Source organism: Novosphingobium sp. NPDC080210 (genome assembly GCF_050281025.1).
Taxonomy (GTDB): Bacteria; Pseudomonadota; Alphaproteobacteria; order Sphingomonadales; family Sphingomonadaceae; genus Novosphingobium.
The window spans coordinates 1148320-1162389 of record NZ_JBNNWL010000001.1; the positions used below are offsets into that span (position 1 = coordinate 1148320).

The window sequence follows — 14070 nt, forward strand, 5'->3', positions numbered from 1 at the left end:
GTCTCACGCTGCATGGGCGACCTCTGCCGCGCACTGCTGCGCAACAAAGTCCGCGTGGGTGGGAAGGCGCAGGGCCGTGGCCGAAACGATGGTTTCGATGTCACGCAGGAACCCGGCCAGTTCTTCGCGGGAAAGCACGTCGGCCAGCGGATGGTAGGTATCGGGCAGGACGTTCTGCCCGATCAGCACCTGCAACCAGCCGACTTCGGTGAACAATTCGTCCTGCTCGCGGAAAATCCGCCCGGTCGCTTTGAACAGGTCAATCTTGTCGCGCAGGACCGGCGGCAGTTCCACATCGCGCATCACCTTCCAGAACGGTTCATCGCGTTGGTTGGCAGAATAGTGCAGGACGATGAAATCGCGAATACGCTCAAATTCGTAGGCGATGCGGCGGTTGTAGGCATCAACGTTCGCCTGGGCGAAACCACGGTCCGGGAAATGCGAGATCAGCCGTGCAATGCCATTCTGGACCAGGTGGATCGAAGTCGATTCCAGCGGCTCGATAAAGCCGGAGGATAGCCCGAGCGACACGACGTTGCGGTTCCACGCCTGCTTTCGCATTCCGGTCTGGAACGAGATCGTGCGCGGATCGGCGAGCGGCTCGCCTTCCACGGTATCCAGCAGAATTCGGGTCGCCTCGTCATCGCCCATCCAGGCGCTGGAAAAGACGTGGCCGTTGCCCGTGCGGTGTTGCAGCGGGATGCGCCATTGCCAGCCTGCCGGATGGGCGATCGACTGGGTATAGGGACGCGGCTGGCCGACATTGGCGGTGGGCACGGCGATGGCCCGGTCGCAGGGGAGCCAGTGGCTCCAGTCCTCATAGCCGGTTTGCAGCGCCTGCTCGATCAGAAGCCCGCGAAAACCCGAACAGTCGATGAACAGTTCGCCCTGGTGCTCTTCGCCCGAAGCGAGCGTCACCGAACGGACGAAGCCGGTTTCCGGGTGCAGGTTGACGTCGACGATCTGCCCCTCAACCCGCTGCACGCCGCGCTGCTCTGAAATGCTGCGCAGGAAACGGGCGTAAAGCGAGGCGTCGAAGTGAAAAGCATAGCTCAGCCCGTCGAGCTGCGTGTTGGGTATGCGGGATACGCGGGCAAAGCGGCCCTCGCGCGCAGCGGCCTGGTTGAAGGAATAGCGGCCCAGTTCGCTTGCCACCCCTTCGCGGCGGCCGCGCAGCCAGTATTGCCAGAACTCGATCAGATCCAGGCTCTGCCCGATCTGGCCGAAGCCGTGCATATAGCTCTCGCCGATCCGGCCCCAGTTCTGGAATTCGATGCCGAGCTTGAAGGTGCCCTGGGTGGCGCGGAGGAACTGGTCCTCGTCAATCCCGACCAGCCCGTTGAACAGGCGGATCGCGGGAATGGTCGCTTCGCCGACACCGACAATGCCGATCTCGTCGCTTTCGATCAGGCGGATGCGCAATTGCTCGCCCATCGTGGCTGAAAGGGCCGCTGCGGCCATCCAGCCTGCGGTTCCGCCCCCTACGATCACTACGTCACGGATGCGACTATCGTTCACAGTCCAGCTCCCGGCGCGATCGAGGGCGACACACTCGACCAGATATTATTCGAAAAAACAGGCGGGTCCAGCGCGTGCCGGACCCGCCCCCTGGCATCAGAACTTGTAGGTGATGCCAGCCATGAAGTTGCGGCCATAGGTCTGGTAATCGCGGACCTGGCGCACATCGTCGTTCTGGTAGGTCATGAAGCGTTCGTTGGTCAGGTTGCTGGCCTGGAGCAGGATCCCCAGCCCTTCCAGCGAACCGCTCTGGAACGTGTAGCCGATCTGGGCATCGACCACGAATTCCGAAGCCGCCATGATCCGGTCACGCACCAGGCTCAGGCCAGCCACTTCAGCCAGGAAGGCCGAGCGGTAACGACCCGAAGCGCGGGCCTGGAAGCCGGCCTTTTCGTAATAGACCGTTCCATTGACCACCCAGCGCGACAGACCCGGCATCTTGATCGGGTCGGCCCCGCCTTCGCGGACCTTGCTGTCGGTGAACGAAGCGCTGCTGATGAAGCCGAAGCCATCCAGTGCGGACGAGAAGGTGCTGAAGGGCAGCGAAAGCGAAGCTTCGAAGCCATAGACCTTGCCCGATTCACCGTTCTGCCACTGCGAAACGATACCCTTGTTGAAGGTCGGGACAACGTTGCCCGGAGTGGGGGTTCCGGTGAAGTCGAATTCCGAATCCTGACGGTAGATCCAGTTTTCCAGGTGCTTGTAGAACCCGCCAACCGAGATGTAGGCACCGCGTCCGAAGTACTTTTCAACCGCGATGTCAAAGGTGTCCGCCATCAGCGGACGCAGCTTGGCATTGCCGACATTGCCCGACCACGGCGAGTTCGTGATCGTCGCGCCCGGTACGTTCTTGGCTTCACTGAAGCCATAGCCGACGCCGGGGTTGAGCTGGTCCATGCGGGCACGTGCCAGCATGCGGGCCGCGCCAAAGCGGAGCAGAGTCTGCGGCGCGACTTCATAGGACAGGTTCAGGCTGGGCAGGAAATCGGTGTACTTGTCACCGTCCGTCACCGGACGCGCCACCACGCCCGAACCCAGGTTCGCCGCGGAATAGCCATCGGCTTCCTGGTTGGTGTGGACCACCTGCACCCCGGCATTGCCCTTCAGATTGCCGCTGTTGATGTTGGCCTGGACATAACCGGTCAGCACCTTTTCGCGCACCACATAGCTGTTGGTATAGCGACCGCGTTCCCACAGCGCTTCGTTGGTCAGCTTGTAGTTGCCGTCGTTGTAGTACTTCCAGCTATCGAACGAGACCATGCCCGGGATGCCGATGAAGTCCAGGCTGACCGGATCGAACAGATAGCTCGACGGGACCGCCGGGCTGTTCGGGTAGTTCTTGTTGGTCAGGACGAAACCTTCGTCGATCAGCTGCTTGCGGCGATCCGAATAGTTCGCGCCGACAGTCAGGCTGTCGAACAGGCCGCCGTCCAGCGCCTGCACGGCCTGGAGACGGATCGACTGCAGGCGGTCCTTGATCGTCGGGCGGTTGACGAAGCCATCCTGGCAGTTCGGGACCGAACCACCGCAGCTGTTCCAGCCCTGCGGGTCAGTAATCACGAACAGCGAAGGATCGGCGTAATTGATAGTCGGCTTGAACGTGATCACGCCGCCGTTTGCCGGCTGGACGAAGCCCAGGTTGTCGGTCGCGCCAACCCCGCCGCCACGGCCCGTGCCGAGGTAGATTTCCAGGTTTTCTTCAACCTTCTTGAGCTTCGAGTAGCTCAGGTCCAGTTCGATCGACAGGGTGTCGTTGGCCTGGAACTGGTTGTTCGAACCAATGGCCCAGATTTCCGCATCGCGGTGGACAACGTCGTTGCGCATGACCGCTTCGACGCCATTGAACGTGCCGGAAGTGACCAGGCCGTTTTCGGTGGTGTAACCCGGCTGCAGCTGCGCGCCCGACCACTTGAGCGGCAGTTCGATACCGCGCAGGCGCTGTTCGTCCTTGAACTTGGACCAATAGCCGTCGAACGTGGTGTGGAAGCGATCGCTGGGCTTCAGTTCGAGCACGCCCATCAGGCCATCGCGCTTCAGTTCGTTGGACTTCACGTAGGGCTTGGCGCCGCCAATGACCTTGGTGCTGTTGGTGTCGCTGACCGTGGGGTAACCCCAGGCCTGCCAGCGCTCTTCCTGCGTGGGCGACTGCATCCGAGCATAGCCGATGGCCCAGCCCACGGTTTCATCGTCGTTCTGGTCGACGTAGAAGAAGTTGGCGCGATAGCCCTTGTTCGAGATGTCCGGGTTCAGCCTGCCCAGGTCGTTCAGTTCGCCGCGCAGGCCGACAACCACCTGCTGCTTGCCATAGGCGAGCGGGCGGACGGTCTTCATGTCGATGGTGCCGCCCAGGGCCTGGCCGATCAGCTTGGCATCGGGGGTCTTGTAGACCACGGCGCCGTTCAGCAGTTCGGTCGGGTACTGGTCCAGTTCCACGCCGCGGTTGTTGCCGGCGCTGACCTGTTCGCGGCCATTGAGCAACGTGGTGGTGAAGTCGGGCGCAAGGCCGCGGATCGAAACCACGTTGGCGCGGCCATCAAGGCGCTGCGTGGCAAGGCCCGGCAGGCGCGAAAGCGATTCGGCGATCGACAGGTCGGGCAGCTTGCCCAGGTCTTCCGGCGAAACCACTTCGACGATCGAGGTGCTGGCGCGCTTTTGCGCGGCCGAGGTGTCGATCGAGCTGCGGAAGCCGGTTACGACGATGTCATTGGCGGAATCGTCTTCTGCGGTTGCGGCCTGTGCCTGCGCTGCCGCCGGCAGAATGAATGCGGAAACGGCGATTGCCAGGACCGAAGCCCCCCGTCCGCCGCGAAATTGGGTGCGAAGCGTCACGATGTCTCTCTCCCTAAACCATGCCGGACTAAGCGTGGGGCCCCGGCGTGCAGACCCATGTGCAAAGGGCTTAGAGTTCCAGTCCCCCCTTGCTTGCCATGCGTGAATAAGGCTGCGGGCCGCCATGCAGGAAGAAGGCATACGTATACCAATTATGCGCAAGGGCTGCGTGTTGCCCCCGGGCAACGTTTTCACGCCAGCACCTTGGCACACGTTGCAGGCGTGCAAAGGAAGGCCTAGACTGCCCGCTTCGGGAGGAACGGATGGGCCGAAAGCGCTCCACCAAGCCAACAAGCTTTGACATCGCTTATCGCGCGGGCGTTTCGCAGCCGACGGTCAGCCGCGCGCTGCGCGGGTCCAAGTCGGTTAGCCTCGCCACGCGCCAGCGGATCGAGGAGATCGCCCGCGAACTCAACTACTCGGTCGACAAGAACGCCTCTTCGCTCCGTTCGCAGCGGTCCAACACGATTGCGCTGCTGTTCTTCGAAGACCCGACGCCCGACGGCGCGAACATCAATCCGTTCTTTCTGGCCATGCTGGGGGCGATCACCCGCGCCAGTGCCAATCGCGGGCTGGACCTGCTGATCTCGTTCCAGAAGATGGAGGACGATTGGCACGTCCGATATCAGGACAGCCACCGCGCCGATGGCCTGATCCTGCTCGGCTATGGCGATTACACGCTTTACACGAAACGGCTGCGGCAGCTTGTCGCCAGCGACACCCATTTCGTGCGCTGGGGATCGGTGGGCGAGGACAACATCGGCACGACGGTCGGTTCGGACAATTTCGGTGCGGGCCGTCAAGCAGGCGAACACCTGATCGCGCTGGACCGCAAGCGGATTGCCTTTCTGGGCCAGGCGGACGAGCACTATCCCGAATTCGCCGAACGCTATCGCGGCCTGTGCGCTGTCCTATCGGAAGCAGCCTGTAGCGTGGACCGGGCGCTGCAAGTCAACGCCTTGTCCAGCGAGGACGACGGGCGCAAGGCCGTGGAAAAGCTGCTGGCCAGCGGCACACCGTTCGATGCCATCTTTGCCGCCAGCGACCTGATCGCGATTGGCGCGGTCCAGGCCCTGACGGCAGCGGGCAAGCGCGTGCCGGAAGACATCGCCGTGATGGGCTTTGACAATATCCCTGCCGCCAGCATGACTTCCCCCCCGCTCACGACGCTGATGCAGGACCTCAAGGCAGGCGGCGATCTGCTGGTCGAGGCTTTACTCGCCCAGATCGAGGACCGACCGGCTCCGAACCAGACGATCCCGGCGCGATTGGTGGTGCGCAAGAGCACGGCCGGATAGGTTCGGACAGGCACACTTACACTTTACGTATTCGTATGCCTCTTGCCCCCGCGCTTCGGCCATGCCAGCCGTGGGCAATCACGGGGAGAGCGTAAACGGATGGAAAAACCGCGCCAGGATTGGGCCGGGCTGGCCAATATCAGCTTCGGCTTCTTCGGCATCCAGATTGGCTTCGCGCTTCAAAACGCGAACATGAGCCGCGTCTTCCAATCGCTCGGCTCCAGCATGGACGACCTGCCCGCGCTGTGGGTGGCGGCCCCGCTGACGGGTCTGCTGATCCAGCCGGTAATTGGTCATATGAGCGACCGCACCTGGCTGGGCCGCCTGGGTCGCCGCCGTCCCTATTTCCTGGCGGGTGCGGTGCTGGCCGCGCTGTCGCTGTTCCTCATGCCGCTCAGCCCGGTGCTGCTGATGGCCGCGCTGCTGCTGTGGACTCTGGACGCCAGCCTGAATGTCTCGATGGAGCCGTTCCGGGCCTTTGTCGGCGACATGCTGCGCAAGGACCAGCACACGGCGGGCTATGCCGTGCAAACCGCCTTCATCGGCGCGGGCGCGGTGGTCGGATCGCTGTTCCCCTATCTGCTGGAACACCTGGGCGTCGCCAACGAAGCCGCACCCGGGGTGATCCCGGATACGGTGCGCTATTCCTTCTGGGCGGGCGGAGTGGCCCTGTTCGCCGCCGTCTTGTGGACCGTGGTGACAACGCGCGAATATTCGCCCGAGGAGCTGGCCCGCTTTGCCGACCATGATGAAGCAGCCGCCCATGCCGAGGCGAACCTGGCCGAGCGTGACAGCGCCGCGCCTTTCGGCTGGATCGTGGCCGGGATCGCAGCAGGCCTGGTCACCATGCAGTTTGGGCTGGAGAAAGAGGTCTACCTGCTCGCCGGCCTGCTGGTCGGTTATGGTCTGATCAGCCACGTGGCGATCCGTCTGGCCCGCGCCGGTCGCCCGGCCTCGATGCTGACCGGCATTGTCGGCGACTTTTCCGGAATGCCCGACATCATGAAGCGGCTGGCACTGGTTCAGTTCTTCTCGTGGTCCGCGCTGTTCATCATGTGGATCAACACCACGCCTATCGTCGCCAAGGACTTCTTCGGCAGCGCCGATCCGGCGAGCGCCGCCTATCAGGAAGGCGGAAACTGGGTGGGCGTGCTGTTCTCCGTCTATAACGGCGTTGCGGCAATCGCGGCGCTGACCCTGCTGCCGTTCCTGTCGCGCCGCTTCGGCAAGGTCCGCACCCACATCTTCGGCCTGCTCTGCGGTGCGGCAGGCTTTGCCAGCTTCTTCGTGATCAAGGACCCAACCTGGCTGATCCTCAGCGAGGTCGGCATCGGCATTGCCTGGGCCTCGATCCTGGCGATGCCTTATGCGATCCTGGCCAGCAGCCTGCCGCAGGCCAAGCTGGGCATCTACATGGGCCTGTTCAACGTCTTCGTGGTCGTGCCGCAACTGCTGGTCGCCACGGTCATGGGCTCGATCATGAAGGCCTTCTTCCCCGGCGAGCCGATCTGGACCATGGCCTTCGCGGCCGGAACCCTGGTGCTGGCGGCGCTGTCCATGGCCCGCGTAAACCTGCCAGCCGAGCGGACCTAAGTCGCCGTTTTTTTAAACGAATCCTGGCGGCACAAGGGGGAGAAACAGCGCGCCGGAAAAACAATCCGCAATTCTTTGCAATCGATTGTTGTTCATTTCATCCGGGTATGACATTATGAACCATCCGAGCAATATCGGGCACCGATCGAGGGAGAGCCATGGTTCAGGTCAAGCCGCATCTTTCACTGCCGCGAATCCTGCAAATGAACCTGGGGTTCCTGGGTCTGCAATTCAGTTTCGGGCTGCAACAGGCCAATCCGATCTTTGCCTACCTGGGCGCGGATGAGAAGGATTTCCCTTGGCTGGGCATCGCCGGGCCGCTGACCGGCCTGATCGTGCAGCCGCTGATCGGGGTGATGAGCGACCGGACCCTGTCCCGCTTTGGCCGCCGCACGCCCTATTTCCTGATCGGCGCGCTGATGTGCAGCGCGGGCCTGTTCCTGATGCCGTTCTCGCAAAGCCTGCTGATGGCGTTTTCCATCCTGTTCCTGCTCGACCTGGGCAACAACATCACAATGGAACCCTACCGCGCCTATGTGAACGACCGGCTGCGCGAAGAGCAGCGCGGGTTCGGCTTCCTGTCGCAAAGCGGTTTCACGGGCCTCGCGCAGTGCCTGGCCTATGCCAGCCCGTTCCTGCTGGTCAGCCTGTTCGGCGTGTCCAAGGTGGCGGAACCCGGCGTGATCCCGGATTATACCCGGCTGGCCTTTTTCATCGGCGCGGTGCTGTCCATCTCTACCATCGCCTGGTCGATCTGGCGCGTGCCGGAACTGCCCCTGACCTCTGAGGACCGGGCGCGTATTGCCGCCCTGCCCAAGGGTTTCGGCGCGACTTTCACGGAAATCTTTTCGGCCATGCGCGAAATGCCGGCGGCCATGCGGACCATGGCCTGGATGAGCCTGTTCCAGTGGTACGCGATGTGCTGCTATTGGGCTTACCGCGTCCCCTCCATCTCGATGGCACTGTTCGGCACGTCGGATGGCAGCACGGCCCAGTTCCGCGAGGCGGACCTGATCGCCGGACCGATGGGGGCGTTCTACAACGCGGTGGCTTTCGTCGCCGCCTTCTCCATGGCTCCGCTGGCGCGCAAGTTCGGTGCGGCCAGGCTCCATGCGACCTGCCTGGTGCTGACCGGCCTCGCCATGATCGCCATGCCCATGCTGAGCAGCGAGCCGCCGATGTGGCTGATGATGGGGATCATGGGCCTGGGCTGGGGTTCGATCATGGGCAACCCCTACATCATCCTGGCCAACGCCATCCCGGCAGAGCGGACCGGCGTCTACATGGGCATCTTCAACATGATGATCTGCGCCCCGATGCTGGTCTTTGCCGGAACCATGACCTTCATCTACGAGCCGGTCCTGGGCGGTGATCCGCGCAATGCCCTGGCCTTTGGCGGACTGCTGATGCTCTGCGCGGCGATAGCCGTAATGCGGATCAAGAGCAGCGGCCATGCGCCGCAGCAGGTGGCCGTAGCAGCCTGATGTCCGCACAACTTGCCTCATTGCACAGCGGCCAGGCCAGCCTGGTGCTGGAGTGCCGGAACGATGGCCCTCCGCTGTGGCGGCACCTGGGCGCGCAGGTGGAGCCGCTCGATCTGGCTCCGCTGGCGCTGGGCCGGACTCCGGCCTCGTTCTCGCTGGACGAGGACGTTCCGTTCAGCACCGCACCGCCCAGCGGCCTGGGCTGGTTCGGGCCGACCTGTCTTGCCTTGCGGCAGAGCGGGCAGCGGCTGGTGCCGGTCTTTGCGCAGGCCGAGGTCAGCCAGACGGAACAGACGATCCGCATCGTCCTGAGCGATCCGGTTTCCGGCGTGGAACTGGTCCAGTCGATCGACCTGCTGGCCGGCGGCGCATTCTGCTTTTCCGCGCAGGTCAGCAACAGGGGCGCTGCTGCGGTCGAAGTGGAATGGCTGGCCAGCGCGCTGTTCCCCCTCGCCGCCAGCAGCGCCGCAATCGTCTCCTGGCACGGGCGGCACAATGCGGAACTGAGCGAATGCACCGAGCCAATGCCGCAGCAGGCGTGGGTGCGCGAAGGGCGGCGCGGGATTTCAGGCCATGGCGGCCCGCCCGGAATCGTTGTGCTGAATGAAGGCGCCAGTCATCACGCCGGGTTGGTTCACGCTTTGCAGCTCGCCTGGTCGGGGGACAGCCGCATCGCGGTGGAGCGCGATGACGAGGGCAACTGGATAGCCAGCGCCGGGGCGGTTTTCCAGCCGGGTGAGGTTGTGCTTGGCCCCGGCGAGAGCATTACCGCGCCCGACGCGATCCTGGCCGTTTCGACCAAGGGCCGTAATGGCGCGATGGCCCAGCATCACGCCGCCATGCGCCAGCGCCTGTGCTGGCCGACCGGCACCATGCGCCCGCGCCCGGTCCATCTCAATTCGTGGGAAGCCTGCTATTTCGATCACGACGAGGACCGCATTGTCGCCCTGGCCCAGGCTGCGGCGGAGATCGGGGTAGAGCGCTTCATCCTCGACGATGGCTGGTTTCGCGCCCGCAATGATGACCGCGCGGGCCTGGGCGACTGGACGGCCGATCCGGTCAAGTATCCGCAGGGCGTAAAGCCGCTGGCAGAGCGGGTCCGCGCCATGGGCATGGAATTCGGCCTGTGGGTCGAACCGGAAATGGTCAATCCGGACAGCGACCTCTATCGCCGTCATCCGGATTGGGCGCTGCACCTTGCCGGACGCCCGCAGCCCACGGCGCGCAACCAGCTGGTGCTCAACCTGGGCCTGCCTGCCGTGCGCGACTATTTGTTCGCCGCGCTGGATGCGCTGCTGCGCGAAGTGCCGATCAGCTACCTCAAATGGGACCATAACCGCGACCTCGCGCCTGCCGGGGGGCAGGCACAGGTGCTGGGCACCTATGACCTGCTGACGCGGCTGCGCGCGGCTCATCCCGATGTCGAGATCGAAGGCTGCGCGGGCGGCGGCGGACGTTCTGACGCGGGCATGGTCCCCTATGTCCACCGCTTCTGGACCAGCGACAATATCGACGCGGTCAGCCGGGTGCCGGTCCAGCGGGGCTTTCAGGCTTTTCTGCCGCCAGAGATCATGGGCGCGCACGTCGGCGCCAGTCCGGCCCATGCGACGGGCCGCAGCCAGTCAATGGGCTTTCGCGCTGCGGTCGCCATGCCCGGCCACTTCGGCGTCGAACTCGATCCGCGCCAGTTAGCTGACGAAGACCGGGCCGAGCTGGCCGAATGGATCGCCTTTTACAAAAGCTGGCGTCACCTGCTTCACGGTCAATCTACCTGGCTGGGCGAAGGGCCCGACGGCCTGGTCTGGCAGGCGGCAGGGACAGCGCAGGAATTCCTGCTCTTCGCCATCCAGGTCGCTCCGCAAATGAACCGCCGCCCCCAGCCGCTGCGCCTGCCCTTCCTGGCCGATGCCAAAAGCTGCACCATCGAGCTGCTGCGCATCGCCGGAGGTGAGCGCGGCCACGCGGCGCACCGCCCTGCCCTCTATGACGCCGCGCAGACCTTTTCCGGATCATGGCTGGCCCATGCCGGCCTGCCGCTGCCGCCACTGAAGGGCGAAAGCGTGGCGATCTTTCACGGGAGGAATTCCGCATGAGCCTGGACGACCTGCCGCACCGCCGCCGCAACCTGCTGACCGGCGAATGGTTGCTGGTATCGCCGCACCGCGCGAAGCGGCCGTGGCAGGGAGAGGCGGCCCCGCCTGCCCCGCCAGCCGCTCCGCCGCACGATCCGGCGTGCCACCTCTGCCCCGGCAATCAGCGCGCTACGGGTGAGGCCAATCCGCACTATGACGGGACTTTCGTGTTCCCCAACGACTTCGCCGCATTGCTGCCCGAAGGCGGATCGGCGGACGAGACCGGCCTGTTCGAAACCGCACCGGCCAGCGGCGAAGCGCGGGTGATCTGCTTTGCCCCGGACCACGGCGCCACCATGGCGCGCCTGCCCGTGGAGGCCATCGCGCGGGTGATCGACACCTGGTGCGCGCTTTCGGCAGAGCTGGGCGCGCGGTGGAACCACGTGCAATTGTTCGAGAACAAGGGCGCGATGATGGGTGCATCCAGCCCGCACCCGCACGGCCAGGTCTGGGCCAGCGACTTCGTGCCCGAACTCCCCGCGCGGGAGGACCGGCACCAACGAGACTGGCTCGACAGCAAGGGGCAAGTCCTGCTGGATGCCGTTGCCGAGGCGGAACTGGCCACCGGGCAGCGGGTGGTCGAAAGCAATGACCACTGGCTGGCCGTGGTGCCGCACTGGGCCGCCTGGCCGTTCGAAACGCTGCTGATCGCGCGCGGCCCGGCGGCGCGGATGGAGGACCTTTCCCCCGCTGCCCGCACCGCCCTGGCTCTGATCCTGTCGCGCCTGCTGCGCCGCTATGACGGGCTGTTCGGCTGCGACTTTCCCTATTCGATGGGCTGGCACGGCGCGCCCCATGCCCTGGGCGATGATACGGCGCACTGGCGGCTCCACGCCCATTTCTTCCCGCCGCTGCTGCGCTCTGCATCGGTGCGCAAGCATATGGTCGGGTTCGAGCTGATGGCCGAAACCCAGCGCGACCTGACCCCGGAAAGCGCGGCGCAGCGCCTCCGCGCGGTGGAGATCGCGGCATGACCCTGACTGAACGGACCAGGGCAGGCTTTCGCGCCGCATTCGGCAGCCAACCGGACGGCGTGGCCTTTGCCCCCGGCCGGGTGAACCTGATCGGCGAGCATGTCGATTACAACGACGGGCTGGTCCTGCCCCTGCCGATTTCCACCGGCACCGCCGTCGCTTGGAGCCGCTGCGACGGCAGCGAGGTCGAAGCCGTGGCGCTGGACTTCGGCAAGGAGCGAGACCGCTTCCTGGCGCGGAGCGCCAAGCCGCACCAGCCAGCAGACTGGCGTTCCTACCTGCGCGGCATGGCCCAGGGCATGGACGCACAGGGCGTGAAGCTGGCCATTGCCGGGTCCAACCCGCGCGGCGCGGGCCTGTCCTCGTCCGCCTCGCTCTGCATTGCCCTGGGCCGCGCCATGGCGGCTGCGGGCAAGGTCGATCCTACCCATCGCGAACTGGCCTTGATGGCGCAGATCGCAGAGCATGAATGGGCCGGGGTGCATTGCGGGATCATGGACCAGATGGCCATTGCGGCAGGCGAGCCGGGCCATGCCCTGCTGCTCGATTGCCGCAATCTGGAAACCCGCCAGTTCGCCTTGCCAGAGGATTGGGCCGTGGTCATCGTCCAGTCGGGCGTGACGCGCGGCCTGGTCGAAGGACACTACAACGCGCGCCGCCACGATTGCGAGCTGGCGGCACAGGCGCTGGGGATTGCCAGCCTGCGCGATGCGGACGCAGACATGATCCGCGCCGCCAATCTCGATCCGGTGATTGCCGCGCGCGCCTTGCACGTCGTGGGTGAGATTGCCCGGACGGCCCAGGCCGTATCCGCCATCGAAGCCCATGATCTTGCCGCCATGGGAGCCCTGCTGCGCGCCAGCCACGCCTCGCTGCGCGACCAGTTCGAAGTCAGCGTTCCCGCCGTCGACGAACTGGTCGACCTGGCCAATGCCGCGATCGGCCCGCAAGGCGGCGCGCGGATGACCGGCGGCGGCTTTGGCGGAGCGATCGTGGCGGTGCTGGCGGCAGATGCCGCGCCGCGCTTCATCGCCACGCTCGAACAGCAATTCGCGCAGCCCCGCAGGGCGGCGCTTAACCCCATGATCGAAGGAAAAGGCCGGCACCTTGCCGGGATAGAGCTATGACAATTGACACATTCAGCGCCTCAGCCTGGCGTCCCGAGGCTATCGAAGGAGGCGCGGAAATCCCGTTGATCGGGGCAGCCGATGCCGCACCCATTCTGCCGGGACTGGACCTGTGGGACAACTGGCCGCTGGCCCATGAAGATGGCCGGACCGCCGAGGTAAACGGACGTCAGTTCTGGTTCTTCCTTTCCGCGCCCTGCTTCCCAGATCCCGGCCAGCGTCACGATGCGGCGCGGCTGCGGATGGCCTCGCTGGGCGCCGATGGCTGGCGCGATCACGGCCAGGTCATTGCTGAAGGCACCAGCCCCGGCACCCGCGAATGGGCCGGATCTGCCGTGCTGCACGATGATGGCACCAGCGTGACCCTGTTCTTCACCGCAGCGGGACGGCGGGGCGAACAGCCCTCGTTCGAACAGCGCCTGTTTGCGGTTTCCGGCCAGCTTGGCCCCGATGGTCCCGCTGCCTGGGGCGAGCCGCGCGAAGTGGTGCGCGCCGATGGCAAGGACTATGTCATTGCCGCCGAAACCGAAGGCAAGCCCGGGCTGATCAAGGCGTTCCGCGATCCGGCCTGGTTCCGCGATCCGGCAACCGGCCAGCGCCATCTGCTGTTCACCGCCAGCGCTGCATGGAGCGACGACGATTACAACGGCGTCATTGGCCTCGCCACCACGGCCAGCGACGGTTCGTGGGCTCTGGAAGCGCCCCTGGTCGAAGCGGTTGGCGTGAACAACGAGCTGGAACGCGCGCACGTGGTGGTGCGCGGCGGGCTCTATTACCTGTTCTGGTCCACCCAGCGCCGCACGTTCAAACCCGGCACGCCCAGCGGCCCCAACGGTCTTTACGCGATGGTGGCAGACAGTCTGCGCGGCCCCTACCGCCCGGTCAACGGCAATGGCCTGGTTGCTGGAAACCCGGCCTCCGAACCGACCCAGGGTTATTCCTGGTGGGTGACGGGCGAAGGCCAGGTCTGGAGCTTCATCGACCACTGGGGGATGGAAGGGCGCAGCTTTGACAAGCACCCTGAATTGCTGCGCCAGCAGTTCGGCGGCACCCCCGCCCCCGTCTTTTCCCTGGCCTTTGCCGGCGACCGCGTGACCATCGCAGACTGAGTTTTC

The 14070-nt window shown here is 64.9% G+C and carries 9 protein-coding genes; 7 read left to right on the plus strand and 2 right to left on the minus strand.

Annotation, left to right across the window (positions count from 1 at the left end; translation table 11 throughout):
* Positions 1 to 3: 3 nt before the first annotated feature.
* Positions 4 to 1518, minus strand: a complete 1515-nt coding sequence (locus ACQKOE_RS05515; RefSeq protein ID WP_427511892.1) for a tryptophan halogenase family protein — start codon at positions 1516 to 1518, stop codon at positions 4 to 6.
* 96 nt (positions 1519 to 1614) lie between these two features.
* Entirely contained in the window at positions 1615 to 4347 is a 2733-nt protein-coding gene (locus ACQKOE_RS05520; protein WP_427511893.1) for a TonB-dependent receptor, read from the minus strand.
* A gap of 263 nt (positions 4348 to 4610) precedes the next feature.
* Here ACQKOE_RS05520 and ACQKOE_RS05525 point away from each other — a divergent pair, with 263 nt between their 5' ends.
* The 7 genes from ACQKOE_RS05525 (at position 4611) to ACQKOE_RS05555 (ending at position 14064) form a co-directional block, all read left to right on the plus strand.
* Entirely contained in the window at positions 4611 to 5645 is a 1035-nt protein-coding gene (locus ACQKOE_RS05525) for a LacI family DNA-binding transcriptional regulator (protein WP_427511894.1), read from the plus strand.
* 99 nt (positions 5646 to 5744) lie between these two features.
* The gene (locus ACQKOE_RS05530) at positions 5745 to 7238 is read left to right on the plus strand and encodes an MFS transporter (RefSeq protein WP_427511895.1); all 1494 of its coding nucleotides are present in this window, start codon (positions 5745 to 5747) and stop codon (positions 7236 to 7238) included.
* Between the two features lie 203 nt (positions 7239 to 7441).
* Positions 7442 to 8722, plus strand: a complete 1281-nt coding sequence (locus ACQKOE_RS05535; protein WP_427511896.1) for an MFS transporter — start codon at positions 7442 to 7444, stop codon at positions 8720 to 8722.
* A complete protein-coding gene (locus ACQKOE_RS05540) occupies positions 8722 to 10815 on the plus strand; it encodes an alpha-galactosidase (protein WP_427511897.1) in 2094 nt (697 codons plus the stop codon). Before ACQKOE_RS05535 ends, ACQKOE_RS05540 begins: the two co-directional genes overlap by 1 nt.
* Complete coding sequence (locus ACQKOE_RS05545; protein WP_374590037.1) at positions 10812 to 11828, plus strand: UDP-glucose--hexose-1-phosphate uridylyltransferase; 1017 nt, start codon at positions 10812 to 10814, stop codon at positions 11826 to 11828. The genes ACQKOE_RS05540 and ACQKOE_RS05545 overlap by 4 nt, the downstream gene beginning before the upstream one ends.
* Positions 11825 to 12955, plus strand: coding sequence for a galactokinase (gene galK / locus ACQKOE_RS05550; RefSeq protein WP_427511898.1), 1131 nt, complete (start codon positions 11825 to 11827; stop codon positions 12953 to 12955). Before ACQKOE_RS05545 ends, galK begins: the two co-directional genes overlap by 4 nt.
* A complete protein-coding gene (locus tag ACQKOE_RS05555; protein ID WP_427511899.1) occupies positions 12952 to 14064 on the plus strand; it encodes a glycoside hydrolase family 68 protein in 1113 nt (370 codons plus the stop codon). The genes galK and ACQKOE_RS05555 overlap by 4 nt, the downstream gene beginning before the upstream one ends.
* Positions 14065 to 14070 lie beyond the last annotated feature (6 nt).